This window comes from Microbulbifer maximicatervae (SeqCode) (assembly GCF_052466985.1).
In genome coordinates this window covers 2,175,907-2,201,211 of sequence record NZ_CP174298.1, presented here as the reverse complement: position 1 = coordinate 2,201,211, position 25,305 = coordinate 2,175,907, and the positions used below count along the sequence as shown (strand labels likewise).

General features: G+C 42.5%; 36 protein-coding genes. 6 read left to right on the top strand and 30 right to left on the bottom strand.

What is annotated here, in order from left to right:
• Positions 1 to 264: 264 nt before the first annotated feature.
• The gene (locus tag ACJJI3_RS09710) at positions 265 to 486 is read right to left on the bottom strand and encodes a DUF1653 domain-containing protein (RefSeq protein ID WP_444942293.1); all 222 of its coding nucleotides are present in this window, start codon (positions 484 to 486) and stop codon (positions 265 to 267) included.
• An 8-nt stretch (positions 487 to 494) separates the two neighbouring features.
• Positions 495 to 857: a DUF3301 domain-containing protein gene (locus tag ACJJI3_RS09705; protein WP_444942292.1), complete on the bottom strand. Its 363-nt coding sequence runs from the start codon at positions 855 to 857 to the stop codon at positions 495 to 497.
• A 13-nt stretch (positions 858 to 870) separates the two neighbouring features.
• Between ACJJI3_RS09705 and ACJJI3_RS09700 the strand changes: the two genes are divergently transcribed.
• The 3 genes from ACJJI3_RS09700 (at position 871) to tmpT (ending at position 3,315) form a co-directional block, all read left to right on the top strand.
• Positions 871 to 1,566, top strand: coding sequence for an SDR family oxidoreductase (locus tag ACJJI3_RS09700; RefSeq protein ID WP_444942291.1), 696 nt, complete (start codon positions 871 to 873; stop codon positions 1,564 to 1,566).
• A gap of 360 nt (positions 1,567 to 1,926) precedes the next feature.
• Complete coding sequence (locus ACJJI3_RS09695; RefSeq protein WP_444912525.1) at positions 1,927 to 2,436, top strand: DUF1097 family protein; 510 nt, start codon at positions 1,927 to 1,929, stop codon at positions 2,434 to 2,436.
• 240 nt (positions 2,437 to 2,676) lie between these two features.
• Complete coding sequence (gene tmpT / locus ACJJI3_RS09690; protein ID WP_444942290.1) at positions 2,677 to 3,315, top strand: thiopurine S-methyltransferase; 639 nt, start codon at positions 2,677 to 2,679, stop codon at positions 3,313 to 3,315.
• 19 nt (positions 3,316 to 3,334) lie between these two features.
• On the opposite strand, the gene ACJJI3_RS09685 is transcribed toward tmpT, so the two are convergent.
• The 3 genes from ACJJI3_RS09685 to ACJJI3_RS09675 form a co-directional block, all read right to left on the bottom strand.
• Positions 3,335 to 3,667 carry a GIY-YIG nuclease family protein gene (locus ACJJI3_RS09685; protein ID WP_444942289.1) on the bottom strand — a complete coding sequence of 111 codons (333 nt, stop codon included), beginning with the start codon at positions 3,665 to 3,667 and terminating at the stop codon, positions 3,335 to 3,337.
• Positions 3,642 to 4,733 (bottom strand): PA0069 family radical SAM protein, encoded by a 1,092-nt coding sequence (locus ACJJI3_RS09680; RefSeq protein ID WP_444916553.1) that lies wholly within the window; start codon positions 4,731 to 4,733, stop codon positions 3,642 to 3,644. Before ACJJI3_RS09680 ends, ACJJI3_RS09685 begins: the two co-directional genes overlap by 26 nt.
• Positions 4,734 to 4,887: 154 nt before the next feature.
• Positions 4,888 to 5,343, bottom strand: coding sequence for a hypothetical protein (locus ACJJI3_RS09675; protein WP_444916554.1), 456 nt, complete (start codon positions 5,341 to 5,343; stop codon positions 4,888 to 4,890).
• Positions 5,344 to 5,661: 318 nt separating this feature from the next.
• Between ACJJI3_RS09675 and ACJJI3_RS09670 the strand changes: the two genes are divergently transcribed.
• The 3 genes from ACJJI3_RS09670 to ACJJI3_RS09660 all read left to right on the top strand — a co-directional run bounded on the left by ACJJI3_RS09670 (position 5,662) and on the right by ACJJI3_RS09660 (position 10,020).
• Complete coding sequence (locus tag ACJJI3_RS09670; RefSeq protein ID WP_444916555.1) at positions 5,662 to 6,945, top strand: hypothetical protein; 1,284 nt, start codon at positions 5,662 to 5,664, stop codon at positions 6,943 to 6,945.
• Positions 6,946 to 7,426: 481 nt separating this feature from the next.
• A complete protein-coding gene (locus ACJJI3_RS09665) occupies positions 7,427 to 8,725 on the top strand; it encodes a condensation domain-containing protein (protein ID WP_444916556.1) in 1,299 nt (432 codons plus the stop codon).
• A gap of 50 nt (positions 8,726 to 8,775) precedes the next feature.
• Positions 8,776 to 10,020, top strand: a complete 1,245-nt coding sequence (locus ACJJI3_RS09660) for a cation:proton antiporter (RefSeq protein WP_413664988.1) — start codon at positions 8,776 to 8,778, stop codon at positions 10,018 to 10,020.
• A 14-nt stretch (positions 10,021 to 10,034) separates the two neighbouring features.
• On the opposite strand, the gene ACJJI3_RS09655 is transcribed toward ACJJI3_RS09660, so the two are convergent.
• The 25 genes from ACJJI3_RS09655 to ACJJI3_RS09535 form a co-directional block, all read right to left on the bottom strand.
• The gene (locus ACJJI3_RS09655) at positions 10,035 to 10,664 is read right to left on the bottom strand and encodes a LysE family translocator (RefSeq protein WP_444916557.1); all 630 of its coding nucleotides are present in this window, start codon (positions 10,662 to 10,664) and stop codon (positions 10,035 to 10,037) included.
• A gap of 91 nt (positions 10,665 to 10,755) precedes the next feature.
• Complete coding sequence (locus ACJJI3_RS09650; RefSeq protein WP_444942288.1) at positions 10,756 to 11,613, bottom strand: AraC family ligand binding domain-containing protein; 858 nt, start codon at positions 11,611 to 11,613, stop codon at positions 10,756 to 10,758.
• Positions 11,614 to 11,757: 144 nt separating this feature from the next.
• Positions 11,758 to 12,027 carry a hypothetical protein gene (locus ACJJI3_RS09645; RefSeq protein ID WP_444942287.1) on the bottom strand — a complete coding sequence of 90 codons (270 nt, stop codon included), beginning with the start codon at positions 12,025 to 12,027 and terminating at the stop codon, positions 11,758 to 11,760.
• 513 nt (positions 12,028 to 12,540) lie between these two features.
• Positions 12,541 to 12,852 carry a hypothetical protein gene (locus tag ACJJI3_RS09640; protein ID WP_444942286.1) on the bottom strand — a complete coding sequence of 104 codons (312 nt, stop codon included), beginning with the start codon at positions 12,850 to 12,852 and terminating at the stop codon, positions 12,541 to 12,543.
• Positions 12,853 to 12,946: 94 nt separating this feature from the next.
• Complete coding sequence (locus ACJJI3_RS09635) at positions 12,947 to 13,546, bottom strand: thiamine biosynthesis protein ThiC (protein WP_444942285.1); 600 nt, start codon at positions 13,544 to 13,546, stop codon at positions 12,947 to 12,949.
• 643 nt (positions 13,547 to 14,189) lie between these two features.
• Positions 14,190 to 14,327: a hypothetical protein gene (locus ACJJI3_RS09630; protein WP_444942284.1), complete on the bottom strand. Its 138-nt coding sequence runs from the start codon at positions 14,325 to 14,327 to the stop codon at positions 14,190 to 14,192.
• 83 nt (positions 14,328 to 14,410) lie between these two features.
• On the bottom strand, positions 14,411 to 14,761 hold the full coding sequence (locus tag ACJJI3_RS09625) for a hypothetical protein (RefSeq protein WP_444942283.1): 351 nt from the start codon (positions 14,759 to 14,761) through the stop codon (positions 14,411 to 14,413).
• Positions 14,762 to 14,950: 189 nt separating this feature from the next.
• Complete coding sequence (locus ACJJI3_RS09620; protein WP_444942282.1) at positions 14,951 to 15,187, bottom strand: hypothetical protein; 237 nt, start codon at positions 15,185 to 15,187, stop codon at positions 14,951 to 14,953.
• Positions 15,188 to 15,267: 80 nt separating this feature from the next.
• A complete protein-coding gene (locus tag ACJJI3_RS09615) occupies positions 15,268 to 15,717 on the bottom strand; it encodes an ABZJ_00895 family protein (protein WP_444942281.1) in 450 nt (149 codons plus the stop codon).
• 105 nt (positions 15,718 to 15,822) lie between these two features.
• Positions 15,823 to 16,353 (bottom strand): AAA family ATPase, encoded by a 531-nt coding sequence (locus ACJJI3_RS09610; RefSeq protein ID WP_444942280.1) that lies wholly within the window; start codon positions 16,351 to 16,353, stop codon positions 15,823 to 15,825.
• Positions 16,354 to 16,486: 133 nt separating this feature from the next.
• The gene (locus ACJJI3_RS09605; RefSeq protein ID WP_444942279.1) at positions 16,487 to 16,663 is read right to left on the bottom strand and encodes a hypothetical protein; all 177 of its coding nucleotides are present in this window, start codon (positions 16,661 to 16,663) and stop codon (positions 16,487 to 16,489) included.
• A gap of 415 nt (positions 16,664 to 17,078) precedes the next feature.
• On the bottom strand, positions 17,079 to 17,450 hold the full coding sequence (locus ACJJI3_RS09600) for a hypothetical protein (RefSeq protein WP_444942278.1): 372 nt from the start codon (positions 17,448 to 17,450) through the stop codon (positions 17,079 to 17,081).
• 82 nt (positions 17,451 to 17,532) lie between these two features.
• Positions 17,533 to 17,889, bottom strand: a complete 357-nt coding sequence (locus tag ACJJI3_RS09595) for a hypothetical protein (protein WP_444942277.1) — start codon at positions 17,887 to 17,889, stop codon at positions 17,533 to 17,535.
• 297 nt (positions 17,890 to 18,186) lie between these two features.
• Positions 18,187 to 19,056 carry a hypothetical protein gene (locus ACJJI3_RS09590; RefSeq protein ID WP_444942276.1) on the bottom strand — a complete coding sequence of 290 codons (870 nt, stop codon included), beginning with the start codon at positions 19,054 to 19,056 and terminating at the stop codon, positions 18,187 to 18,189.
• 505 nt (positions 19,057 to 19,561) lie between these two features.
• Entirely contained in the window at positions 19,562 to 20,092 is a 531-nt protein-coding gene (locus ACJJI3_RS09585) for a DEAD/DEAH box helicase family protein (protein ID WP_444942275.1), read from the bottom strand.
• 97 nt (positions 20,093 to 20,189) lie between these two features.
• Positions 20,190 to 20,777: a hypothetical protein gene (locus ACJJI3_RS09580; RefSeq protein ID WP_444942274.1), complete on the bottom strand. Its 588-nt coding sequence runs from the start codon at positions 20,775 to 20,777 to the stop codon at positions 20,190 to 20,192.
• Positions 20,778 to 20,878: 101 nt separating this feature from the next.
• Positions 20,879 to 21,328, bottom strand: a complete 450-nt coding sequence (locus ACJJI3_RS09575) for a hypothetical protein (protein WP_444942273.1) — start codon at positions 21,326 to 21,328, stop codon at positions 20,879 to 20,881.
• A 386-nt stretch (positions 21,329 to 21,714) separates the two neighbouring features.
• On the bottom strand, positions 21,715 to 21,990 hold the full coding sequence (locus ACJJI3_RS09570; RefSeq protein WP_444942272.1) for a hypothetical protein: 276 nt from the start codon (positions 21,988 to 21,990) through the stop codon (positions 21,715 to 21,717).
• Between the two features lie 102 nt (positions 21,991 to 22,092).
• Entirely contained in the window at positions 22,093 to 22,503 is a 411-nt protein-coding gene (locus tag ACJJI3_RS09565; protein ID WP_444942271.1) for a hypothetical protein, read from the bottom strand.
• A 129-nt stretch (positions 22,504 to 22,632) separates the two neighbouring features.
• Positions 22,633 to 22,848, bottom strand: coding sequence for a hypothetical protein (locus ACJJI3_RS09560; protein ID WP_444942270.1), 216 nt, complete (start codon positions 22,846 to 22,848; stop codon positions 22,633 to 22,635).
• 135 nt (positions 22,849 to 22,983) lie between these two features.
• Positions 22,984 to 23,310 carry a hypothetical protein gene (locus ACJJI3_RS09555; protein ID WP_444942269.1) on the bottom strand — a complete coding sequence of 109 codons (327 nt, stop codon included), beginning with the start codon at positions 23,308 to 23,310 and terminating at the stop codon, positions 22,984 to 22,986.
• Between the two features lie 82 nt (positions 23,311 to 23,392).
• Positions 23,393 to 23,740, bottom strand: a complete 348-nt coding sequence (locus ACJJI3_RS09550) for a hypothetical protein (protein WP_444942268.1) — start codon at positions 23,738 to 23,740, stop codon at positions 23,393 to 23,395.
• Between the two features lie 94 nt (positions 23,741 to 23,834).
• On the bottom strand, positions 23,835 to 24,284 hold the full coding sequence (locus tag ACJJI3_RS09545; RefSeq protein ID WP_444942267.1) for a hypothetical protein: 450 nt from the start codon (positions 24,282 to 24,284) through the stop codon (positions 23,835 to 23,837).
• Positions 24,285 to 24,377: 93 nt separating this feature from the next.
• Entirely contained in the window at positions 24,378 to 24,752 is a 375-nt protein-coding gene (locus ACJJI3_RS09540; protein ID WP_444905581.1) for a hypothetical protein, read from the bottom strand.
• Between the two features lie 85 nt (positions 24,753 to 24,837).
• Complete coding sequence (locus tag ACJJI3_RS09535; RefSeq protein WP_444942266.1) at positions 24,838 to 25,278, bottom strand: hypothetical protein; 441 nt, start codon at positions 25,276 to 25,278, stop codon at positions 24,838 to 24,840.
• Positions 25,279 to 25,305 lie beyond the last annotated feature (27 nt).

Here is a 25,305-nt window from a genome sequence, read left to right as displayed (position 1 = left end):
GGCTGAAAAATCCAACGATTAGTTGGCGCAAGCTTATTCCAATTCAAAATTATAAGTAATTCGATTAATGAATGATGGGGGGGGCGGGGCCATTTGTGAGCTGATAGTACACTTGAGTAACAGCAAATTAGACAAAAAATCGAGTTGGATTGGGTGCAAATATAACTGAAGAAAGTTGCTTATCTTATTGGAAAAAATAATAGACATATAATGTGACTTTGGAGGAAGCATGGCCCCTCCAAAATTAATGATATTTCAGGCAGGTCAGGCAGCTATGTCAAATGCCTGGACTAATTCAAAGCGTGGAGATTTAACGCCGTTTTTAGAAACTGTTTCATTAAACATGTCTATTGGTCGTACCCAGACGCCATAGCTCCCATAAAGGGCTCGGTACACCACCATAACCTCTTCGGATTCGCTATGTTTTGCGGTATGTAAAACCTCGTACAGATTTCCTTTGTAGTGACGATATAGGCCGCGTTGCATGGGTACCTCTAACTTACGTGGTGGGGGGCAAGCTGTAACTGTTGGATGCGATTCCCGTGAAGTACAGCAGTGCCTGAATAGCGATGTTCGCCTGTAGAAGTAAACTCAAACTTGTAACTGCGGTGAAGGCTGAAAAACCCCCTCTTATCCTTTTTGACTCGAGTACGAACCAAAAGCACGGTGTCGTCTAACAGTTGGACACCGAGCTGTCGGCAGTGATCAGAAGCGGCTCGCCGGACGTGCTCTTTAGCGGCCATACTGGCCCAGATATACCAAAGAACCACAAAGAACAGGGAAAGCCACAGTATGTCGCTGAGAGTGTAATACATTGCTATACAGTTGCTATGATCGCTTTCCCGCAAGAATACCATTTAAGGAGCGCCAATGTCCGGCACGATTTTAATTACTGGCTGCAATCGGGGAATTGGGCTTGAGTTGTGTGCCCAGTTTGCCGAAATTGGCTGGAAGGTCCTGGCTTGTTGCCGGGAACCGAAGAAAGCCGCTGAGCTCGCGGTGTTGCAAGAGCGCTACCCCTCGATACAGTTGATTCGCCTAGATGTGACCGACTACGAACAGATGATCTCTCTAGGTAAGGCCTTTCAAGGAGAGCCGATAGACATATTGCTCAACAATGCAGGTTACTACGGGCCGAAGGGCGTGGGATTTGGCGCTGTTGACCGAGCAGAGTGGCGTCGAGTTTTAGAGTCCAACACTATCGCCCCCTATATGATGGCAGAAACTTTTTGTGACAATGTTGCGGCCAGCGAGCACAAGCTAATCGCGGTGATGAGCAGCAAGGTTGGGAGTATCGCTGATAATCGCTCTGGCGGGGGATATATCTACCGAACTTCAAAGACAGCCGTAAACCAGGTCGTCAAAAGCTTATCTATCGATTTAGAGCCGAGAGGAATCACGGTTCTCGCTTTGCATCCGGGGTGGGTAAAAACGGCTATGGGCGGCCCCGGAGCACTGATTTCTGCTGAGGAAAGTGTCGGCGGACTAAAAAAGCTGCTTTTATCAGCAACGCCAGCAAAAACGGGTCGATTTTATAACTATGACGGGACAGAAATTCCCTGGTAAAGCTTGTAATGGGCTGTGACAAAACTCCTTTGAGAATCTAATAGAATGCAGCTCCCACACTCTGCCGGCCTGAATACGCGGTCGTTTGAGTAGCCTTGATCAGTCGAATTTATGCATTTCAACTTTTTTGCATTTGGCCGGCGGGTGAGTCTGTTTTGTCTGCTTCGTGCTACTGCCTGCTGATTGCAAGATTGGGCAAGAATACGGAAGAAGTTTTCTATCCCCCAGAGTGGGAACTACCTGAAAATAGCTTCATATCAAGGAATGGTTCTGATAGATCCTTTCAGAGTGTTGGCGGGTTTTACGTTTTAGGCAAGGAATCTTACCTCTTATCAGGGTGTCCTCGAAGGAGTGGAAATCATGAAGTGGCCCAGTGTTTTAACCAAGCGTAAAAGCTTGTCCCCCCAGTTACTGAAGTCACCAATCCTTGCAATTCTCATTGTTGCGGCACTCGTCGGTTATCTGGGCGGAATGCCAATATGGGTAGCGGTGTTGGGTGTTATTGCCTATTACTCCAGGGGGCGTGATTGGCGGGCAGGTGCCTACAATCTCGCATGTGTGGTGACCGGGCTGGGGTTGGGGTTGGGCGCTCAAACAGCGGCACATAAATGGCAAATTGACCCAAGTATTCTGGTTGGGCCGATTGCACTTCTCTTCTCAATTATCAGTGTATGGGCAATGGGAATGGTGACCGGTATTCGGAATGTCACCAGCTATGCCATTGGTATCATTATTGCGTTTCTTGCGCAGTTGGACATTACCTTGGATGCCTATTTTCAACTGATTGCAACGGTATCTATCGGTGCAGTATTTGCCGGCCTGATTGATATTTTATGGCCGCGTCAGCAACGAGCAGTAAGGACTTGTTGAAAGATTAATCTGAGTGCTTGAGGGAAAGGGTTGTAAGGGGGTCAGTAAGATTGAATAGAGGTGTAGTTCAATGTTAAAACGTATATTGCTATCTACAGCAATGGTATTTGTTACGGCTTTGGCGTTTACTGAACCCTATGAGTCTGAAAGTAGTATCGAAATGGAATACTACAGGACACTTCTTCATTGATGTAATTCGTTTCTTATCTATTTTTTTACCTTGGATTGTAGGAGCCAGTTGTGAAGGAAGAATTTTGGCATGATAAGTGGAAAAGAAATGATATTGGCTTTCACGAGGCGGCCGGCAATTCGTTGTTGACAGAGTTCTTTTCCAGTCTCTCCCTGTCTCCGGGTGATCGGATTTTCTTGCCGCTATGTGGCAAAACCAAAGATATTGCTTGGTTATTAGAGCAGAATATCTCAGTCGCTGGCTGTGAACTCAATGAGGAGGCCGTGAAGCAGCTCTTCAGTGAAATGGCAGTAATCCCACAGGTAAGCCAGGTTGGTAATCTGAAGTGCTACTCTGGTGCCAACATCGATATTTTTGTTGGCAATATATTCGATTTGGGTAGAGAGGAGTTGGGGCCGGTTGTAGCGATTTATGATCGGGCTGCACTGGTAGCCCTCCCCACAGATATTCGTGAGCAATATGTCAGACACTTAATGGCTATTACCCAAGTCGCACCTCAACTCCTCGTATCCTTCGAGTATGAACAAACTCAGATGCCTGGCCCACCTTTTTCTGTTGGGAGCCGTTTGATTTACGAATATTATGATGCCGATTATAGCCTACAAGTATTAGCGACAAGAGGCGTTGTTGGTGGACTTAAAGGCAAGGTTCCTGCAAGAGAAGAGGCATGGTTGTTAACACCAAAGTGATAATGGCTTTCTCTGCAGGTTAAATTTCTGGCAGGGAATGAGAGCCAAGTATTAGTTTTTCCTTTTTTGATTTTGGCCACTTCTTAATGGCTATCTCCATTTTCAAGGCGGTTGATTTATCGGGTAGCCCCACAGAGAACACGAGCGTAAGGGGCCCCTTACCTCGTAGTGCTTTTGCCGCCTTTGGGCCATCACTACAGTGCTCAGCAAAACGCCTCTCCAAATCATTGGTTATACCGGTATAGAGTGTTCCTCTGGCCGTTCGAACAAGATAGAGAAACCAATTCACGCTCAGCTCTTCCTTCTTTTTTATATGGCCCATAGATTCAAGAAAATAAATCCTGCTGCTCATTAGTGCGAGGCGGCGGCTTGAACTGGGAGCAATCCAAGGTAAGGCGCCGATGATCCAAACCCAGCTTTTTCATAGCCACTTGAAAGCGTCTTTGGAGTAGTTGAGCAAATATGCCAGTGCCAGTTCGCCTTTGGGAAAATTCACTTTGATAGTCCTTACCTGCACGGCTTTGCTGCACCAGGCTCATGACATGCTTTGCTCTTTCTGGGTAGTGTACCTCTAACCATTCCCGAAATAGAGGGGCAACTTCATAGGGGAGGCGCAATAGGATATATGCGGCTCTTACAGCCCCTGATTCCCGTGCAGCTGCAAGAATCGACTCCAGCTCACAGTCATTGAGAGCGGGGATCATAGGCGCAGCGAGTACTGCGGTAGGAATGCCCGCTGTACTAAGCTGTTCAATTGTTCGCAGACGAGCAGCAGGTCCAGCGGTCCTTGGCTCAAGCTTACGCTTAAGGGCATTATCTAGCGTGGTCACACTAATGGCGACTTGGGCCAAGTTATCTTGTGCCATTTCTGCCAGCAGTGGGAGGTCTCGTAAGATTAGCTGGCTTTTGGTGACAATGGTTACCGGCTGGCGAAACTCCTGCATAAGCTCCAACAAACTACGGGTTATCTCTTTCTCTCGTTCCAGAGGTTGATAGGGATCGGTATTGGCTCCCAGAGCGATGGGACTGCACTGGTAGCTCTTCTTTCGTAGCGCTTTCTCTAAAAGCTCAGCAGCATTCGGCTTGTAGAAAATCTTGGTCTCGAAATCGAGGCCTGGCGATAAATCCATATAGGCATGGGCTGGGCGGGCATAACAATAGATACACCCATGCTCACATCCCCTGTAGGGGTTTATCGATTGGGAGAAAGGGATGTCTGGTGATTGATTAGTTGAGATAATAGTTTTCGCCTTTTCCTCAATGGATGAGGTTATTAGTCTCACCGGCTGATCAGGCTCCATTTGCCAGCCATCAGTTTCACGGGAGCTGGATAGTTCAGCAAAGCGCCCAGGGAGGTTAGAAGCGGTTCCTCGGCCCTTGCATGGGGATGGCGCTTTAGTGGAAGGATGATCTGACATTTTTTTAGCGATAACTGTATTAATGTACAGTTTACGCCTTAATTTTGAAGGATTGCAAGCCTTAGCGGATTTACCTGGAGAGGAAAATAAGTCTGGGTTTGGTTTCCCCAAGAGGCAATGCCTCTTAGGGTCTAATTGTACTCGTAAATACTGCTTAGGCAGTGACTGCGGGGTTATATTTCGATTCCATTGTCAGCCCGGGTCTTTCGTCATCCCAAATCATATGCACTACCTTCCAGGATTCGCCATCGTTCAAAAGTTGGATACTATTTATCCCTCTTTTTAGGAATTGGGTTTTCTCCTTATCGCTCCAGGCCTCATAAGCACTGAAGACGTGAGCAATATTTCCAAATTGCTCGATAATATTGTGTATTTCAGCTTCATAGAAAGGGCGATTTGCAATTAGGTTTTCAAAATTTTCTGGATATTCTTGGACGCTGAGGATCGTAGACTGGGGCTTGCCATTGCTATCCACAAATGTGCGAATCATTTTCGCATCAGAGGAAAATAATGATGCCTGTCTTTCCCAGTCGCGTTGAAAACCTGAAGGGCCAGAGATTCCACTATATAGTTCGTCAATAACCTCTTGTATTCCCATGTTATCTTTCATATTGCTATCCTTGTCTAATTTCAATTGAGAACTTTGATTATCTAGCTGGTGACCCTGGGTTAATATTTAATTCTATTTTGTATATTGAAAATACCCATGGCGACTTGTTTGAATATTTAGCGCTATCATTAGTGAGCAGATGCAACGCTGTCATTATGATATCAACTGAAAGTGAGCTTATCTACAAAGCCGCTAGGTGTGCATAGCTACGAGATAGTGAGTCACTTCTCTTATTATGCCGTAATTGTTTGAATTATATGTAATTTTATTATTTTCTATAATTGGTATGAATACCTATTAGGTACGGTAGTTTCAGCCATGAAATCGGAGATACCCTCTCGGGAGATGGGGCGCCAAGAAGCTCTTTATGTAGAGCTGTCTAGGCAGTCAAAAGGGGGGCTGCAACTTATTTCTTTTATTCGAGTTTGTGAGCCTCTAGCAATTGATACGCTACGTTCTGGCCTTGAAATACTACATCAGTATCATCCTCTCTTGCGAGCTCGAGTCGAGAAAGATAATAAATATCGGTGGGTTTGTGATGTGGATTTTTCCGAAATCCCTATAGATGTGTACCGGCTAGATGAGGAGATGGATTTTGAGGGAGAATACTCAAATCAAGCCAGAAAATATATAGATAGTGATAGATATGCATATTGTCTAAGTATATTTTGCAATCATGAAGGTTTAGTGCAGTGGGTTATTGTCAACAACATTCATGCGATTATGGATGGTCGTTCTATTATGACTCTGTTTTTACAGTTGGATCAGTTAGTGCAAAAAAATAAACCCTTTAAAGGCAATGAAACACAACCTCTTGGAGAAAGTATCGCTAAAATTTTAGAAGCTGCTGGATATGCAGGTGAAAAACATATATTTCATGATGCGGATGATCAAAAATTAAACTGGCCTGTTGAGAAGGTTGCACCGGCAAGTAAACGGCAGGCTGGTGCAATAGCGAGACTATTGTGTCCTGAAGATCTCCATCAGCTAGCAAAAATAGGTAAGGACCGAGGAGTAAAGTTAACCGCAATTCTTTGTGCAATTGCTTCCATTGCTTCAGTAGTCCTACCGACCTATAAAAAGGGAGAGGAGATTATTTTAGCTTTGGATGGAAGAGGCTTATGTACCCCCCCGATTCCATTAGAGCACATTGGTTCCTTTTCGCAAACTATTCAGTTATCTATTCCTGAAGATCCTACATCGGTTGATATTATAGATTTTGCTGAAGATTTACAGTCCCAAATATACACGGTATTAACTAAACAACGTCCATTGGCAAAAAAAATAGTGTCTGCATACACTGTTGCTGAGGTGGAGGCTATGGCAAGAGAGACAATCTCTGGCTCTGAATCCTTCTTTGCTGGTATTTGCATATCTAATGTAGGGAGTTTGAACAAATTAGGTGGGAGGATGAAATTTTTTGATATCGAAAAAGGAATGGTGACTCAAACTAATGGAATAAACCCATTGATGGTAATTTCGTATACAACCAATAAGAATTCAGTTTTTGTATTTGGTTACTGTGAACCACTTTTGAGTCGAAATAGTGTTCTTCTGTATGTAAAGCGGTATATGGATATTATTGGTAGTCTAATTCGTTGATTTTTATTCAGGGTTTCTAGAATGCTTTTTTGTTTTTATGTAAGGGTTTCACAAGAGAATTGAATTGTTCTTATTTTGTGTTGTTTAAGCTGTTAATTTAAATACATAAATTGCTAAGCGTATTTGCTATTTCGTACTCGGTTGCGGTGAGTTTCTCCATCGTAGTGATGACGGTTTGGTGGAAAGAAATTCTTGTAGAGGTCATTAAGAATTGCTTTTCATATGAAGATTAGTTGAATCCTATTTAAGTAAGGAATAATAAGATATCTATACATTAGCAATGTATTTTTAACCTTTTAATCTGTATAGACGAAGGAATCAATCGATTGTTAACTACATTGTGATTGTGCTGGCTGTCTTAGTGATACGCTCTCTGTATCAATAGCCAATATCAACAAACAGTTTCTAACTATTTTCCTATACTGAGGAGAGTGCTTCTTGTATCACAGGTGATCTACCCATTAGCAAATGTGAGGCCTGCATGGAGAATGAGCCACTCTCACGTGAGTTGGGCCCCCAAGAAGCTCTATTTGTTGAATTGACCAGTGAGTCTCGTGGTGGAACTCAGCTAATATCGTTTGTTCGTCTCTGCGATTCTGTTACTGTCGAACAGTTATGCAGAGGCTTTATCTTTTTACATGGAAAACACCCAATGCTTCGGGCGAGGATCAAAATGGGCGCCAAGCCTTTTTGGGTTTGTGATGTCAGCTTTGAAAAGGTGCCTCTAAGCATAAAGCAGTTAAATGAACCATTAGAATACGAAAGTGAATACCTTAGGCAGCAAAATCAATTTATTGACATAGAAAGCTGCGCCTATGGGGTTACCTTGCATGTTAATGTGAATGGTGAAGTTAAGTGGGTCATCATTGTTAGTAACCATGCTGCATTGGATGGCCGGTCAATAATGGCACTTTTTCGTGATTTAGACAGCTTTCTGGAGGGGGAGGGAAGCTATATTAGCCAAGAACCTAAGCCGTTAAGAAAAAGTGCGGGTGAATATCTTCACTTGGCAGGGTTTAAGGATGTCGATCTATTTAGCATACAGAAATCCAATAGCTGTAGAAGATGGGAAGTAGAGCAAGCGGCACCTATTGAAGACAGAAAAGGAAACTCAATTCTTAAATTGATGCCTCCTGAAGTAGCAGAAGTTCTATCACAAACTGCTAAAAATTGGGGAGTTTCACTAAGTTCACTATTTAGAGCTCTAGCCGTTTTCGCTGCGCAGAGTATGCCTACTTTCCCAGGGGAGACTGAAATAGTTGTAACGATAGATATTCGTGGCCTATGCAAGCCATCAATAAGCTTGGATGAAGTCGGATCCTTTTCAGCAACAGCTAATTTATGTGTTACAGAAGAGATGCTTTCTAAAAGTCTAAAGTCTTTAGCTAAAGGCTTAGATAAACAGCTGCGTTTGATTTTGAATAAAGAGGCTCCATTTGCAATAAGCTTTGATACTCATTACGAATTTTCTGATGTGAAAAATTTTGCAAAAATGTTGATAGCAGAAGGCACTGTATTTCCATCTGGTATTTGTGTTTCTAATGCCGGCAATATGCAGCGGCTAGCCGGAGAGCTTCGATACTTTGAAATTGAGTCAGGTATGGTCGTACAAACCCATGCCGCACACCCGCTAATGGTAATTACGTATACCACCAGTAGAAACGCTATTTTTGTATTTGGATACTGTGAGCCCTTAACTAGCCATGAGAGTGCGCACTTGTATGTGGAGTCTTATATAAAACTTGTAAAGTCTCTACTTGTAGATGGGCGTGTTCAGTGAGAATGTGTCTGTATTCGAAGTTAGAATGCACTGGTAATGGGAGTGGATAGGTGAATGATATAGTCACTGTTGTAGGGCAGGGGTTATATCTCGCTGCCGCTGCAGTTATTGGATTGGGCATTGCAAGGATCTTACGTATTGATAATACACTTGGCTGCCTTGTCGCAGGAGTGCTGGCGGCTTTGTTACTTCCCATAATTGACTATGATACAGGTTTGCGTGCAACCAGTATCAGAGAGCTGGTATTCTTTGTTATTTTACCGGTATTAATTTTTGAGTCCGCCTGGCAGTTGGAACCCAAAGTCTTAAAGCGCTGGATTGGACCTGTACTGTTATTCTCTACACTCGGTTTGGTAATTTGTGCAGTTCTTATTGCAGCAATTACTTATTACGGCATTGGTCATCCTGAGGGTTTTCCTTGGGTGGCGGCCATGCTGACCGGGGCTATTTTAGCGGCTACTGACCCGGTTTCTGTAGTTAATAAGTTGCGTCAGGAAAAAACAGGAGAAGATCTCTTAACCTTGGTGGATGGAGAGAGCCTCTTCAATGATGCTGCAGCTGTAGTTCTCTATTCGTTAGTATTAGGGCTAGCTACCTATGGTATCGTTGAAAGCTCATCGATGGGGGCTGCAGCCCCTTCGTTGGACGCGACTTCAGTGACACTATATTTTTGCATGGTATTTTTCGGTGGCGTTGCGATTGGGCTTATTTTTGGCTTGATAACCACTCTTGTCATATTGTTTCTACGATCTCCCAGTGCGGCTTTAATGACTTTAGTAATCGCTGCATTTGGTAGTTTCTATTTGGCGGAAAGTATCTTTCATGTATCAGGTATCATTTCGGTAATGATATGTGCAATTGTTGCTCGAGCGTGCTTAAGCAAGCAAAATAATACCTATTTGATTCATGCGGGTCCAACCTGGGAGTGGATGGGGTTGTTTTTTACCGGCATTATTTTTGTGATTATGGGATTGGTGATAACCTTTGAGATGTTTACCCACCAATGGCTGGCAATGCTTATTGCTACAGCGGCTGCTTTAGGAGCTAGAGCATTATCTGTATTCTTAGTGGCACCTCTGACTCGCTTTGTTGGCCCCCCGATACCGAAATCCTGGCGTCTGTTAATGAGTTGGGGCGGGCTGCGAGGGGTTATTGCGGTCGCTCTGGTGCTTTCTCTTCCAGTTGAATTGCCCTATTGGTGGACAATTCAATCTATGGTATTTGGCGTGGTCCTTTTCTCCTTGTTGGTACAGGGGACTACCAGTGGCCGCTTGATCCATAAATTAAACCTTTGAGCTAAGGTTCCAAGTCATACAGCATTTAGGCTAATAGCAGTTGGGTTATCAGCAATTAACCACACAGCGACAAGAAGCAGACTGAGTGCAAAAAGCTTGTTTTGCAGATTTCTATTTTTATCGCTGATAAGTGCTTTCGATAAGGTCCGACCAAAAGCAATCCATGAGAAATGTGTCACAAAGTTGAGTATGGTGATCATAATAATCAAGGTGATAACACTGCTTTCATTGCTCTCCTCTTGCTTTGGTGCGAACACAGAGAACATAGTAATTACTATCATCCAAGCTTTAATATTCATACTTTGAATTAGCATTCCCTGCCAAATACTTACCGATTTGGTGGCAGTTTTTCCAGGCTCTTTATTAGGCTTTATAAAAACGTAAGCAAGGTAAATTAAGTAGATGGCACCAGTCCACTGTAAGATGGTCATTACCATAGGGTAGTGAATTAGCCAGCTCATAAATCCGAAGCCAACCAATAAGGCCTTCATTAGAAATACAATGTCTATGCCTGCCAGTAAAGGTAAGGAGCGACGAATACCCAAGCTGGCTCCGGCTGCAGCAAAGGTGATATTGGCAGGTCCTGGGCTAAAAATTAATGGGAACATTACTGCCAACCAGGCTAATAGAAACTCTAAGCTCATATATATTACTCATGTCATAGAAGAGATATCGCTATGAGAAGTAGCTCACACTGTTTAACGGTGCGCTTTGTTTTCCCAGAGATAGGTGAGCTTAGAGAGAGTAGAAGGAAGGATCTTGTACAAAATTGCGCTGAGCAGACTTCAAGTAGCGAGCAGGTGTGATACCGAATGCACGCCTGAAATTTCGACTCAAGTGGCTCTGATCAAAAAATCCACAGTCGATAGCCACCTCGGCCACCTGGGCTCCCGCACGAAATAATGCGCGGGCCCTTTGGGTTTTTAGGAGGATTAGGAATTGATGTGGAGGAACGCCAAACTGGGCATTAAAACTACGAATTAGCTGATATCGACTCATGCCAGTTAATTGGCACAACTCATCCAGTGTCACATTTCTTTGCCAGTTTTCCTGTAAATAAGCACGGGCCTTCAAGACTCCCTGTTTGTTAGAGGATGGCTTCGGGTAGATCTTTTGGTCGCCGTGACGGGCAAAGAGCTGGCTAATCGCCAGTGTGAGTAGAGAGTCTGTTGAAAGGGATAAGGCGTTCATTTCAAGACTGCTATGTAGCTTGTAAAGGAGCTGAAAAAGCTCGGGATCATCTAATAGTGGCCCTTTCAAAAATGGTACTGGTGTTTGGTTGAATTGAGTGTGCTCTCTGAGGGTTTCCTCAATGAGCGCCGTGTCAAAGTAAAACATACGATAGTACCAACCGGAGTCACTTCCGGAAAAACCGGTATGAATCTCCCCTGGATTAAGCGCAGCAAGGGTTCCCTGAGGAATAGTCACTGTTTCACCGCGATAATCGAGCTTTTCTACGCCAGAAAGGAAGATTCCAATAGCGAGTTCATCATGCCAATGCTTGGCAAAGGAAAACTTATGGAAGTAGGCGTGAAAAAGCTCTATGCCGCAATAACTCGGACTTCGCCAAGCCTTAGAGAATTCCTTTCGCACTGATAACCCTCGTATGATAAATAACCATTACTTTACAGAAAGAAAGGGTGGTAAGGCAAAGTTACAGATGGGTGTGTAACAATTGAATAGTGGAGAGGTTCGAAGTGGTACTTTTGATGTCGAGTGCCTTTGTTTGGTAAGCATTTACCTTACGAAATATAAATTGCCCATTCTTACTTCATAGCTCACTGGTTTTATCCTACCCGTGTACCAGCCAGGATTTGAAACCATTGTTCCGTCCAAAGAAAACCAACCACCTTTACCCTCCTCAACGAAGGCATATTTCTTCCCATTTGAATAAACTCCTGATCTGTATCTGATCAATCTATAATACTCGGAGTCATCATATTTAACAGAAGCTTCCAGTACCACAGGATCACCTGTAGCAGAGGAAATATAAATAAAGACTGGCAATTCATCTCGCCCAAATAATTTTAGTTCATCTACTAATAAGTTATCTGTTGGGAAAGCTCGAAATTGATTTTTCCTAATGTAACTTACAGGTTTATTCTACCTAAATACAATTGACATATAGAAGGCTATGCCTGTTAGGAAAATAATTAAAGTAATTTTGGTTAGGGTTTTTCTTCGGATTTTATTCATGTCGTTTAACACAATAATTTTGAGCTCCGTGAAGAGGCAAATTTTTAATTTAAGCCTTCGAAGCCCAAGAATGGAGATCCAACCCTCATAGTAGGTGGCGTTGACTAGTCTTGTAAAGTGTAACGATGCTACTTGAGAATATCATTACGAGCATGTCCTTCTTTTTTGTAGATGGCTCCTTAGGAAAGCCTATGATCGGCTGGGAATGATTTTCTTATATATATTAATAGCCAAATACCTTGCCGAAATTTAATACTTTAGATAAGCGGCTTCTGAAAAGTAGGGTGAGTTGTTCTTTGCCGGGGGAGTGTAGTCGAATCTACGCTACCCTTTGCTATTTTTCTTTACCAGGTACTCCTTAAAAGTCCAATACTGTACCCTCTGCTTTTCTCTCTCCAGCTCATCCATGTCATCGGGTCCAATCTCACTCGGAAACGGTTTTGAAAGCATCGAGCGTACTTGCGCTAGCCTATCACTTACTCTTGCACTCTGAAAGTAATCAATAATTTCGTCCTTCCATGCCTCTTCACCAAAATCGTGGTGTACTTTATTCATTTGATCCAGTGAGACCACGAATTCATTGATATCTCTAAGAACCGACAGGATCTCTTCTCTACTATATATTAGTTCATCCACTATAAAGGTCTCTTTCTATAACGTCTTAAATGGGCGGCCGAGCAATCTGTTGTGAAGTCACGCTTGACTTGATTGTTAGATTGAATTTCGTATATTAGTCCTCTCGGGCAATAGTCAAAAGACAAATCGCCAAGAGTAAGGTTGCAAGAACACCCGATGCTCCAGCAACAGATGAGGGTAAATACGAATCACGTCCAAACGTAATCGAAATAGCATTAGCAAACATTGCAATAACGCCAACTGAGGCAGTCAAACCTCCCAGCACTTTGGAGTTCCCATTCATTTTGGCAACTCCAAAAATAAGAGCAGCAAAGCCCAGCAAAAATTTCGCCGCGTAATAGATCATAAATGAAAAAGCCACAACGGCCCCCGCTGCAGCTCCAAGCGCCTCTAATTGGCTAGCGACCTCCCGAAATGGCATAAACATAGTGGCGCCAATGCTAACTTGCACCACATTGAATACAGAGCTGAATGCAATAGCGGACCACCCTACATAGTGGTTTTTAGTCTGCACCATGGCCGCTCCAGCAAAAGCTGAAAGAATGGTAAATAGCAAGCCCTCCAGCCCCCAGAAAAGTTGCCGTGAGGGGTTAATCTCTGCAACATACAGCATGGTAAAGAGTGCCTGTGTAACTACTAGCGCCAACAGCAGAAAAGCTATGATTTGGATATTTCGTGCATTGGTGAACTTCATAGTTAGATGCCTTGTATTTTCTATATATGGATCTTGCTTCTAAAGATAGGGGTTGGCCTTATTTATTTTATATCGAAATATTGGGATATGCGGCTTTCTCGAACCTAACTATATATTTATATCGGGTTATAGGAAAGCAAGCGTCCCCAACGAAAATTTTTAGATTGTATGTGTCAAAGTTTACTTTTTTAGGATCGGACCTCGCGATTGAGGTCGCATCATAGCTTAGTAAAATAGTTGTGAAAAAGAAGCAATTGTAAAAAAGAGCAATTTCTTCATTTTATTATCATATTGTTAAATAGGTATGTAAATGGTGTTAGCGTAACTATCTACGCCTAAAGATCTGTAAAAGAGAGTTCGAATTGAAGCATAGCTCGCCTAGCCCGCATATTTTTTGAGCGGCTGTTCTGTTCCGGTTGCTGTTTGTTATGTGTTTAGCCTTTCTGCCAGCCTTTGATAATTGAAGCAACTAAAGCTATGAAAATAACTAGTAAGAAATAGGTAGTTGTACTTGCCTCATAAATTAATGTTTAATCTGGTATGGTTGACTCATCATCCCAAGCAGCTGGGCCAGCACGATTTACTGATACGAAATGGCTGTATATAGATGCACTATGAGTCGAACGAAAAATGAGGCGATCATTTACAATAGTTTCGACATAACGTCCATTAGGGGCAAACATCTTTTCCCCTTTAATTCTTCCGACAGCAGTACCTGATCGACCATAAATTTTGTCGCCGGATAGCTGAAGCGGTTTTCCGTTTTTGGGTATAGTTTCATTCTTCCCTCGTGTATTCACCCAACGCCTTGCGAGGGGGCGAGGTGCGCATCATTTTGTCCCGATTGCGTAAATTTTTTGGTCCTTACTCCGTAATTTTACTGACATGACAATTGGCCCGAATAGTTCTGCTTTTTGTATTCATCTCCCCTTTTCTAGAAACCCACATGTGGCCGGTAGTGGAAACCTGAGGGATCATGAATCTCTGCATGCAATCTGGCATGTATTCTCGCCAGTGGAGCATGAATTTAACACTTGTTGATCCACTAAGTGGGAACTTCTCATACCAAGGGGCGCGACAACCTTCTATAGCTTCGAACTCTCCAAATATGGCATAGCTATGAGCCATACCGATATTGTCGCCTTGGGCTGTTTCATAAAAGTAACCTTTTACCCGGAAACTCGTCTCACCTTCAATGGGCTCACAAGAAAACATAACCTTAGTGTCTGCGATACATATTGCAGGTAAGGATAGTAATAAGATGATGAGTAGCCTCATGAGCACCTATAACCGTCGGGAACGGAGTTAGTTTAGTTCTGCTAGCGTAGCGATAAAGCACAGCTAAAGCAATGCAGTGACCGTCCAGCTCACATGCGAACGGTGGTTGATGGCTCTATTATGAGGCTAAAACTTGGGTTTAAAGTAGATACCTAAGCCAAGTGCAGCCACAGCCAAACTAATGAAAACCTGAACAAAAAGACTAAAAAAGAAATTTAGAGCACCATGGGTGAGTGTGATTTCGATGATACCATTCATTTTACTTACATAAGTATAGCTACCATCAATTGAATCTATGACAGTTAGTATGCATAGCAAGAAGCCTGCTATAGCCAGGGTTGTACCACCGAATTTATCTCTCATAGTGCGTATGCGTCATAATGCCTCAATATGGCGAAGCCATGCTATTACGATCCAGCGATAAGGTGACATTGATTGACTTATTAGATTTTTCCTTGCTTAAGCATTGCTTCATACTGTTTTTTTACTAAGTAACCATAGGAAAATGATAGGGCGAGAAAGTAAATAAGTGACAGTACTACAACTATAGCGATGATGATCATTAGATTTGCTGATTTTATAGATTCTAGTATTTCAGCACCCTGGCTACCCGCCAAAAGTAATATGCTCATCAGTAACAATGATACTATCCAAGATGCTAGTAGCGATATTAAGGCAAGTCTATTCTTCTCTGATTTAGTTGGTGGACGCTTATTATCCTGAACAAATTTTATTGCTGTCGCCATAGCCGAACCCATGAGTGCCCCCATTGTTGCGCCTGAATTTGAGTCAATTTCAAGAATGCTCAACACTATTGCCATGACTACCAACAATAACAAATAGATAATTCCAAAACGAACAGCATATTTACCTAGCTTGACTTGATTTTCCATACTGGACCTCTTTGTCTTCAATCTAACGCTAAGTTCAGCTGACCGAATCCAGGGGCGCGAAGCGGCGGCGGATTTGGGTCAGCAGGAACGACCTGTTAGAAAAATTCAGATTGAGTCTAAAAATGACGTAATTTGCTCGATTCTTTCTTTGGGATTTCCCCTAATCTCAATAACTCGAAAGCCACTAGAATCTTCAAGTTCATATATTAGATCTTGAAGTTGAATATCGACTTCTTTTCTCAGTTCTGGATTTTCCGATTCAGGACATCTAATTCTATCAGGGTTTTCCACCGGGACAAAAATGACAATGTCGATTAGCTCCATCGCTTCTAGAATTTGTTCGCGGTATTCTTCTAGTGATACCGAGTTATTATTTATAGTATTTATATAAGCGACGAAATCTAATGGGCAACGTTCAAACAATCTATTGTTCTGACTACTTGTTATCAATTCAATGGAGTAGTCTAGCTGAGATATAAAATCATCTTCACTTGGTGAGTCGCTGAATACATGTCCCTTCTCTTCAAGCAGAATGTATGGCTCCTCTATAATTTCAAAGTTATCAAGCGAACCACCGAGATCGTCTAAAATAGTTGTCTTTCCTGTGCAGTGTGAACCTGATATAGCAATTTTCATATTCTATTTTATTCCAATTGTTTTCTAATACCGGAATCAAGGCAGCTTGGTTTGAGTGCTTTTCGCACAAAAAAGGGGGTGCAGCAACTGTGCAAAAAAATGCATAAGGTAAGACATCGGCTGCTTTGTGTTGTTATGGCGCAGTTAACTCCGCGTCTATGGAAAACTGGGTAAACAGCTTCTCTTTGCCTTCGGAAATCTTCCTTTCTTTTTTCCAACGCTCAATATCTTTTGATTTAAATGAAGGCTCTGCGATCTGAATTTGTCGTATTGATTCTTTTAATAGCTCTTGCCCGTGCGAATCGCCCATGGATAGGCGGTCCAGTAAATCTAGAGCGAGATTATTTTTGTTCGGAACAATCCCAATATGTTAAATGCTGATTAAGCCCGATACCTACCCCAAAACTATCTGGTAGATTTTCTACCGCCTGAGTTTAATATCATTCCTGAGCTCATCAAGTGATTAAAATGAGATATAAATCTTTCACAAATCACGCCTTCATTGTCAGATACTGATATCCCTATATTTTCTAGAGCCAAGAAATATCCAGATACTTTCAACCCAACTGTCGCTTTCAGAGGGGCTATCAGCTGCCTTATCTATTTCCATATAACCTCACTAAAATTATAACGCCTTGCGAAGGGGCGAAGGGGCGAAGGGGCGAAGGGCGAAGGGGCGAAGTGCGCAGCACTTTGTCCCGCTTGCACAATTTGTTAAGTGATTTTTACGGTATGGCACAAACATTGGTGGCTTCCAGTTTTATTTTTGTATGGTCATCGGGCAGCGAAACTAGTTTAAATGCCTTGCCCTTGAAATAGCTTACGAGGTGTTTCGATCTGGCTAAAAGTGCCTCGCCTTCTTCCCTGTTTGCCGCAATACCACTTTGAAAATAGTCGCCTCCAGCGTCACCGCTACCAAGATCAACATACTCGCCATCTTTCAACTCAAATAAGTAGTAGGTGCTTGAGCCCGTTTTTTGGGGATACATAATACCCAGAATAGAGTCTTCGTACTTGCAATACGAGATAAACGCTTCGACGGCACTAGCTTGTAGCGGAAAAATTAGGAGCAGAACTATCAGATATCTCATATTCACTTAATACCGCCATAACCGGCAGCCATGCGTGAAGCGCGCTTTAGGCTGTCCAGCCACAAAGTGACGTTGATTGATGGCCTTGTTATGCATTTACTCGCACCTTATTAAAGAATAACAATGGCAGGCCAATAGATAATGCTGACGACCAGTCATAAAAATAAAAACCTATTAGAGCATGAGAGCCTATAACATACATTGTTTGTTCAGGGTATTTTCTTAGGAAGAGAAATACGCCACATACAAAACAAACAAGCATTGATGCAATACTCAAATAAAAAAACTCTGAACCTTCCTCTGTAAGTACATAGATCAAGCTACCCTTTGCCGCTTCGTATGTGCTTAGTGCCTTTGGTTGGGCAACAAGTAATAGAATTGCCCAGATAGCAAGAAAATAAAAGGCGCAAAGAAAATTTAGTGCTCCAGATATTTTAAAACCCATAACCTTCTCATTATGTATAACGAGGGTGTAGAAAAACTCACCCCACTTTTCATATTATGGTTGTACGTAAAAAATTGAGTCTTTGTCAGTGAAAACTCAGCCAGATTTCATGTAGGATCACGATTTTTTTATCGATATTTGATCAACCTTAATCTCTCACAAGTATAATTTAGTTTTTCTACAGTCTGAACGCCCGCAACAGGGGCGGGCAATGCTATGCATATTTTGTGCAATAATGGGAGCGTAGCGACCGCACAAAATATGCATAGCGTTGGTCGTCCCTATGCTTGCGCATTGTTAATGCTTGGGCGAGATATCTTCGATAATCTGTGCATCGACCCAGTAAATGTTGGCCCTTTCTATTTTCCCTTCCTGCCACTCAATTCTGTGAAAGAAGAAATACTTTCCATCCGACGTAACACTGCCATATCTATCCTCATGCTCAGTATTTATATCCTCGCCCATATTAATAGCAGGGCCCCACGAGTCATCTTCTTGCTGAAAACTTATGTATAAATCTGCATTTCCGTACCCATCTTCCCTTATGCTATCCCAGATTATGTAACTTTTATCTGGTGAAATGTAGGGATGACCTGTTTGTTTTCCTGTATTAAATTCATTGCTAAGCACCTTCGGCTCCTCACGTTTCCCATCAATCAATCGGGAGTATCGGATGGTCCCGATTTCGTCTCGTTCATCAAAAATATAAGTATCATCCTCTGAAGCGGTAAGGCGCATAATAGGAAACTCTTCGAAAATTGGTCCTAAGCTTTTGACTTCCGACCATCCTGATGCTGTTCTCTCTCTATATTTGTTACCCAGATACATCGTATTGCCGTCAGTCGATATGAAAACTTCACCCGAGCGGGGCTCATCCATAAACTTTTTCCACACACCATCTTCATATTGAAAGGCGTGGGTTTTAACTTCGTTGCCTTTAACCTGCCGAGTAAAATAGAACTCATTCATGCCAGGAGCAAAGACACCTTCAATTTCAAGATTTTCAGTTGAAATAATACCGGGTGCGAATAGTTTAGGTATCAAGCCTGGTGGTTGTTGGCCAAGGTGGGGCCCTTCGAGGACCGATAACTCATCTTGACCATAGTTTCTGTTACTCATAATGAGGATAAAAAAAAGCAGAATAATTTGGATACTAAATTGTTTCATAGTCTTCTCTTTATATTTCAACGAAACCAATTATCGCATTAACGCCGCTAGCAAGGGCAGCCGAAGTAAAGCGTAGGCTGTCCAATCCAGCTCCGAAGGGGTTGGGCGAGCTTGCCTAGCCTGGTTATGGCTGGCGCGCCCGGAACCGACTACCAGTACTTTGCCAGCCACCGTTTGGTTGGCCACTGCCCAATATTTATGAGGAAAGAATACCGCACTTTCCCCAACAAATTCCTATCTTACTGGCAATCCGCGAAATTGCACCGGGCTGCACCTCTTTACAGCACCTGAGCGAACACTCTAGAAGCGAAACTGCTCGAATAGCAATCAGTAAAATTCTCAATACCGGGTGCTTTTTAGTAGCACTAAATCTCTACTCACTACGAAAAATCAATAAAACCGACCGCCACAATAACGCTTAAATAAACAGCTAAAAATACTTCGCTGTACCTTGTGAGTGAAACGAACCAAAGCCAAGCGTTTTTAGTCCGATGTAATTTTCTTGTTATGTAACGATATTTCTCTCAATTTCTATTGCCGATACTTCAATGCCCATTGCTGTATTATCTATGTGGAATGTTTCCACATTTGGTATATCAATTGAGAAATTGAACCTTTCTAAATAATCGTCCAGAGACTCTTTTGATTGGATTTTATTTGTGTTTTGGCGACCTGGATTGGTAATTCTCAGCACATGTTCTTCGTATTCACAAGATAGTCGCACAAATTTTGAATCTATTCCAAACTGATTGAGAAAGTCTAAGAGGCCTTCAACAAAGTAATTACTGAAAGGGTGAGCATAGCAAAAAGTAAAAACAACACCTTTAACATTTTTTTCATAAAAGGCTTTAAAAGCATCTAAACAAATTTTACGTTGATATACCTCAAAACCATCGTTACCGAAGCCTATAACAGCGCATGCAACATCAAAAGCTAAATGTTGTGGAAAAACATGCCAGCCATTCCTTTTAGCAAGCTCACGCCCAACACTCTCTTTCCCGATTCCTGAAGGGCCGTATATCATTATAAATTTCAAATGAACTCTCCTGAGTTACATAACGCTTAAAGCACCTGCGACAAAACCAAAGCGAAGCGGCGGTTTTGATGTCGGGTGCCTTTACATGTTATGGCTTTTACTCGCTACATTTTATGCCCGATGATTCAGTAGTGTGTTTTCCGGTGTTTACATCAATCGATATATAACGGCCCGTGGAATCAGTAAATTCAAAAACTTCATTTTCAAATTGAAATGGTTCATCTTGCCAGCATATCCAGGGGCGCGGGCCATTTAAAACATCGGAGCCCACATCTTGAATTTTCTTTAGCTCTGACTCACTGAAGAAATTGAGCCCAGAGAACTCAAATGAAACTTTACCAGTAACAGAATAGATAACGAGATCATGACCCGCAAAAGGGTTTGCCCAGTCTAGCATAGTAACTAGCACCCCCTCATTGCTTAAGTAAGCTGATTGTGGGGAAACCTCATTTAGCAGGTGAAAAGTCCTTTTAAGTTCATAAGTATTACCATTAAGTTGATATATCTCAGCTTTAGCATAGGGCTTATATTTATCGTCTACAGGCCACGCAGGGATGATCCTCGACATGAACTCCGTGTTCTCACTGAAAACCCCATAGGTTTTGGGCGACTTATAAACAGTGGCCGCAGTGTTAATGGACAAGAAAAACAAAGCTATTAGAAAAATAGAAATTCGCCTACTCATACGATGCAGCCTTATAGCCATAACGCCCCGCACAGGGGCAGACAAATAAGCGCAGCGTTTTGGCTGTCCCAGCGACCAACGGGAGCGATTGCTGCGGATTGTTAAGTGCTTTTAGCACGATCTACCCGCTTAATAATATCATTCACCATCGGATTTTTAGTGAACATATTAAAGCGCATGGGAGGATTAAATGCCAGCTCTTTGCCAATTGCTCCTTCTTTCCGCAAGTGAAGTACAGCCTTTTCTGGTGCCTGCATTTGAGTATGACTAATATTGATGATGTATTTTAAGTACACCCTTTGTTCTTTATCCCCTTTTCGGAACATTAACGAATCTCCTTCGTCGTAGACCTCATCAGCCAAATCCCAAAGCGACTTCTTAAAGAACAAGAAACCAAACACCATCATAAAAGCAGGGACAACAACGAACATGAAAGACTTAGCCATTGCACCTAACAATGCCGCTGTAATGATAAAAAAAACCAGAAACCCAAACCACACGGAGGGGAATAGCTTTTTAAAATAAAATGTCGAGCCTGAAATTTTCTTCATATTCTTCCTGCACTTAACGCCTGGCGCAACGGCGAAGCACACAGTGCTGAGTCCGGCAGCCAAAGGCTGCGTATTGCCGCCACTTGTTATGTGTAGCCATACTCATTTGTCTGAATCCTCAGTCCTGGACGAATCTTCTTCGACAGATTCGCCCGATCGCGCTTTCTTTTTCTATAGCTGCTTTCTCAGCAACTCATGTTTCCTTTTGTAATAGCGCTTATCTATCTGCCAGATAACAAGCCATAAGATGATAGCGATTCCAAGACCATAAATGTAACCCTTACCGTACATTAATTTTCCCTTTCATCCGTCTGCGCCTACACATAACGCCGCGATGTGCGGCCGTAGTGTAGCTGCGACGCACCATTGCCTTGTTATACCATGCGCTAAAACTGTACATTCTTACTTTGAAAGAAAGATACGATATTTTTAGCCAGCTCAGTATGATCGAAAGGCCCACCTCCACCAACAAGAATGACTTCCCCTGTCTCTTCGTAAGTCTTAGCTAAAGACCTTATCTCTGACTGCACATCATCAGACATCACGTCGTAGATACTCAGATCATCCTTTTCAATCATCTCATGGCTAGCCAATAGAGCGATTACTATAGGAGGCACTTCATTATCAATTAAACTTTCAAGGCTATCACTTAATTTCAACATCGATCTAGGAAGGCCTCATTTGGTTGGTATAACGCCCAAAGCAGCGGCGCGCGTTAGCGCGTCCAGCCCGCAGGGCGATGCTGACTTTGCTTGTTATGTGTTTCACTTTATTAAGCACTTACCAAGAGATGTATGTGTGGTAACTATTCGTGAACTAACAAGCGATGCTTTGTACCAGCCATTTAAGCCTTGTGAATTTTCGCCCAGCTTATGTTCTATGGTGAGTAGCTCGCCGAAATCACCAGCATAAGTGGTTGAGTACGTTTCCCACCCTTTGCGCTCAAGCAGTACCCAGTTGATACTATTTGCGCCTCGTTTCTTGCCATCTAGTTTTAAAGTTTTATCTGAGGTTTTACCTGTAACAATTTCAAGGCTTTGGTCGATGGCAGCATACCCTGTCATTTCGGGTACTTCATGATTTACTTGATGAAATTTATCAAAATTGCAGTTGATCGTTTCTGCTGCCAAGCTCCAGCAAGGAAAGAATAAAGCCACCAGAAAAATAATTCGCACTCTCAGCTCTCCTTACACATAACGCTGAGGTTTGGGGCAGCCGAAGCGAAGCGTAGACTGTCCCAGCCGCGTCTTTCGCGGCGACAACACCGACTTGTTAAATGGCTGAACTATCAATTTAGCTCTCATCTACTTTTTAGTGCCACGTTTTAAGTGAAGCTCGAACAAGCCATAGCCCAATGTGGCAAGGCCGATTAACACTGCAATTAACCCAGAGTGTGAATCTCTGCCTTCAGATGTATATTTGTTACCAGTAAATTCTTCAACTTGTAGTAATTCCATGCCACCCCAAAGGCACATAGCAACGCCCAAAAATATCAAAACTACAGGGATAACTAACTTCATGTTACTTTATGTGTTGTCATTTAACGCATTGTCAAGCAGCAGCTAACTACCACTACACTCAAACAAAGCCACCGTAATCACTAAACCCAACCAAACCAAAATTGCCAAACGTTAGCTGTCTGCTTGAACAATTTGTTATGTGGTTATTAGATCTTCGTAGCCCTCTTCAAGCCACTCAAGCTCAAAACCCAGTTTTATAAGGCGCTTAGGGAAATGACTGTCATTTAAAGGCAGCTCTGTGCGAACTTCTTCTTCACTAACGTCTAACTCAAAATGCAAACTAAACTCCGCAGAGTCCTCTGAATAAGTGATCGTTTCCACTATGAAGGATAAACTGCCTATAGCTTTGTTAAACAAGACCCTGGTTCCGATTGGAGGCACGCATGGCATTTCAATACTCTTTTTGAAACAGCCAATATTGGCATTATCTCTTTTAATCAGTACATAATTGTTAATTATCATTTCTCAAACTCCAGTAACCACATAACGCCCACGTAATAGGCGCGAGCTTGCGAGCGTCCTAAGTGACGCGCTTGTTAACTTTTTATCCCGTAAACCGCTCATTGGTTTGTGGATCATATAATAGGCACCCAAACTCTTTGCCAATATCTATGAATACGTTCATCCATTCTCCAGGCTCACCATAACAATCAATTCTTACATGCTGTGCACTTGAAGATACTTGAAAAGAGTTGCTTTCACCTTCCCAATCAAGAAATCCATTTCTTTCTTCAGTGCCAGGAAACTCTTGAATAATCCTTTTATAAAAGCTATCAATATCAATCTGACTAAGGCCGTTAACAGGTACGCCACCTGAGAGACTGCGATAAACCTCCAGAGGCTCTGCTTTAAAGCCTGCTGGTTCATTCCAGAAATTTAAGTCGTAGCTCATAGCTTTCTCGTAAAGTTAACGACAAGATTTGGGGCGGTGAAGCGACAGCGTAGCCGTCCCAGCCGCGCTTTTCAGCGGCGACAACGCCGCCTTGTTATACGCCTTTTGAAAGACGCTTGATGCACATTTCTTTGTACTTAGCATTAGCATCTAAGATTTCAGGCTTTTTAAGCTTAAATATGATCGTTGCGCAAGCAAATGCAGGATCAATGTTTCCATTATCTACGGCTAAACCAAGGTTTTTCAAGCTGTACTCAATTACCTTATCAACCGATGCATTTGTATCGGACGCTAAATAGTAGTTGGACCACAGAAAGAAGACCGAATACTTATCGATAACACTAAAGCAATAATTGCTGCTCTCAGCAATAATCAATTGAGATCTGGATTCTTCCCACTCATTGCTTTGCTGTAACCTACTAGCCTTACTTATTGCAACTTTATACTCATCATTGCATTCAGGTTTTTCCTCTGCCCGAGCTCCAGCTCCATTAAAGATGGAAAAACAAAGTAGGCATATTGCCAGAAATTTAAGTATCTTCATAGTGATTGCGTATAACGGCTGCCGCACAGGCGAGCAACTTGTTGCGAGTCCAGCGCACGAAGTGCGCGATTGTGCCGGCACTTGTTAAGTGCTTTAGATCCAGTCATGGGCAACAGCCATTAATGCAACAAATGTAGTAAGTAGGTTAGCGATAATTGTGACCCCATGAATTACATGAATATACTTTTTACCTTTGAATGCTTTTAGAGAGTACACAATAGAAGCAAAAGAAAGCATGAAACAAAAGTATATTGGCCAGTACCAATAGTCTGGCGGGCCAAAATCAGTAAATTCACAGGCCACCACTGCATAAGCAAAGCCAATAAGCGCGATTATTCCATGTGCTGACTGTAAGAATGACTTCGAATTAGCGTAATAGAAAGCAGATATGAATGGGTAGAATATCAACAGAACCCATACCTGCCTTATTACATTTATCTGATAGTCACTCATAACTTCCACTGCCACTTAACGCCTCAATAACCGGCAGCTGGAACGAAGCGAAGCGTAGAGCAAGCTGTCCGTCGCCGTAGGCGCGAAGTTGATTGATTTGTTATGTATTTTTGGCACCGAGATACCCTTTACCCAGTTTTGCCTTGTTGTACTGAGCGATATCAGTGAAAGGCCAATATGCCAACTCACTATGTTCTTGCCACTTTTCGAGAGTGCTTTGCCCGAAAGCTCCGAAACTGATTGAGTTAAGAAATCTGTCTCTGAAACGAGCAGAGGGCCACTTATACTCAATATCTGACTTTAGGAAAAGAATCCAACGCGCTACAACAGACCGCTCTTCATTGGAAAGTGCCTCTTTGCCTCTAAGTTTATACTCTTTCATATCGCTGTACAGACACCAAACCCCGTGATGAAAAACCTCCCATACAGCATCATCTTTTGACTGAGGTAAAGCATCTTCAAACTCGTCATTTGTAATTATGCCAGCAACCAAGTGACGAATAAGCTCAGCAAGTTTATTTCTAGATTCTCGGTCAATCATGGTTTACACATAACGCTTTTAGCTGGG

Bases quoted from the DNA above. Each gene is read 5' to 3' on its own strand.
- ACJJI3_RS09655 (WP_444916557.1), bottom strand. From the start codon at position 10,664: ATGAGCTTAGAGTTTCTATTAGCCTGGTTGGCAGTAATGTTCCCATTA.
- ACJJI3_RS09675 (WP_444916554.1), bottom strand. From the start codon at position 5,343: ATGAAAGATAACATGGGAATACAAGAGGTTATTGACGAACTATATAGT.
- ACJJI3_RS09580 (WP_444942274.1), bottom strand. From the start codon at position 20,777: ATGAGTAGGCGAATTTCTATTTTTCTAATAGCTTTGTTTTTCTTGTCC.
- ACJJI3_RS09550 (WP_444942268.1), bottom strand. From the start codon at position 23,740: ATGAGCTACGACTTAAATTTCTGGAATGAACCAGCAGGCTTTAAAGCA.
- ACJJI3_RS09595 (WP_444942277.1), bottom strand. From the start codon at position 17,889: ATGGGTTTTAAAATATCTGGAGCACTAAATTTTCTTTGCGCCTTTTAT.
- ACJJI3_RS09695 (WP_444912525.1), top strand. From the start codon at position 1,927: ATGAAGTGGCCCAGTGTTTTAACCAAGCGTAAAAGCTTGTCCCCCCAG.
- ACJJI3_RS09685 (WP_444942289.1), bottom strand. From the start codon at position 3,667: ATGAGCAGCAGGATTTATTTTCTTGAATCTATGGGCCATATAAAAAAG.
- ACJJI3_RS09615 (WP_444942281.1), bottom strand. From the start codon at position 15,717: ATGGAAAATCAAGTCAAGCTAGGTAAATATGCTGTTCGTTTTGGAATT.
- ACJJI3_RS09605 (WP_444942279.1), bottom strand. From the start codon at position 16,663: ATGGGCGATTCGCACGGGCAAGAGCTATTAAAAGAATCAATACGACAA.
- ACJJI3_RS09705 (WP_444942292.1), bottom strand. From the start codon at position 857: ATGGTATTCTTGCGGGAAAGCGATCATAGCAACTGTATAGCAATGTAT.
- ACJJI3_RS09700 (WP_444942291.1), top strand. From the start codon at position 871: ATGTCCGGCACGATTTTAATTACTGGCTGCAATCGGGGAATTGGGCTT.
- ACJJI3_RS09555 (WP_444942269.1), bottom strand. From the start codon at position 23,310: ATGATAATTAACAATTATGTACTGATTAAAAGAGATAATGCCAATATT.
- ACJJI3_RS09535 (WP_444942266.1), bottom strand. From the start codon at position 25,278: ATGATTGACCGAGAATCTAGAAATAAACTTGCTGAGCTTATTCGTCAC.
- ACJJI3_RS09590 (WP_444942276.1), bottom strand. From the start codon at position 19,056: ATGAAACAATTTAGTATCCAAATTATTCTGCTTTTTTTTATCCTCATT.
- ACJJI3_RS09665 (WP_444916556.1), top strand. From the start codon at position 7,427: ATGGAGAATGAGCCACTCTCACGTGAGTTGGGCCCCCAAGAAGCTCTA.
- ACJJI3_RS09630 (WP_444942284.1), bottom strand. From the start codon at position 14,327: ATGAAACTATACCCAAAAACGGAAAACCGCTTCAGCTATCCGGCGACA.
- ACJJI3_RS09635 (WP_444942285.1), bottom strand. From the start codon at position 13,546: ATGAAGTTCACCAATGCACGAAATATCCAAATCATAGCTTTTCTGCTG.
- ACJJI3_RS09560 (WP_444942270.1), bottom strand. From the start codon at position 22,848: ATGAAGTTAGTTATCCCTGTAGTTTTGATATTTTTGGGCGTTGCTATG.
- ACJJI3_RS09620 (WP_444942282.1), bottom strand. From the start codon at position 15,187: ATGAGAGATAAATTCGGTGGTACAACCCTGGCTATAGCAGGCTTCTTG.
- ACJJI3_RS09670 (WP_444916555.1), top strand. From the start codon at position 5,662: ATGAAATCGGAGATACCCTCTCGGGAGATGGGGCGCCAAGAAGCTCTT.
- ACJJI3_RS09575 (WP_444942273.1), bottom strand. From the start codon at position 21,328: ATGAAGAAAATTTCAGGCTCGACATTTTATTTTAAAAAGCTATTCCCC.
- ACJJI3_RS09625 (WP_444942283.1), bottom strand. From the start codon at position 14,761: ATGTTTTCTTGTGAGCCCATTGAAGGTGAGACGAGTTTCCGGGTAAAA.
- ACJJI3_RS09710 (WP_444942293.1), bottom strand. From the start codon at position 486: ATGCAACGCGGCCTATATCGTCACTACAAAGGAAATCTGTACGAGGTT.
- ACJJI3_RS09545 (WP_444942267.1), bottom strand. From the start codon at position 24,284: ATGAAGATACTTAAATTTCTGGCAATATGCCTACTTTGTTTTTCCATC.
- ACJJI3_RS09610 (WP_444942280.1), bottom strand. From the start codon at position 16,353: ATGAAAATTGCTATATCAGGTTCACACTGCACAGGAAAGACAACTATT.
- ACJJI3_RS09570 (WP_444942272.1), bottom strand. From the start codon at position 21,990: ATGTTGAAATTAAGTGATAGCCTTGAAAGTTTAATTGATAATGAAGTG.
- ACJJI3_RS09680 (WP_444916553.1), bottom strand. From the start codon at position 4,733: ATGTCAGATCATCCTTCCACTAAAGCGCCATCCCCATGCAAGGGCCGA.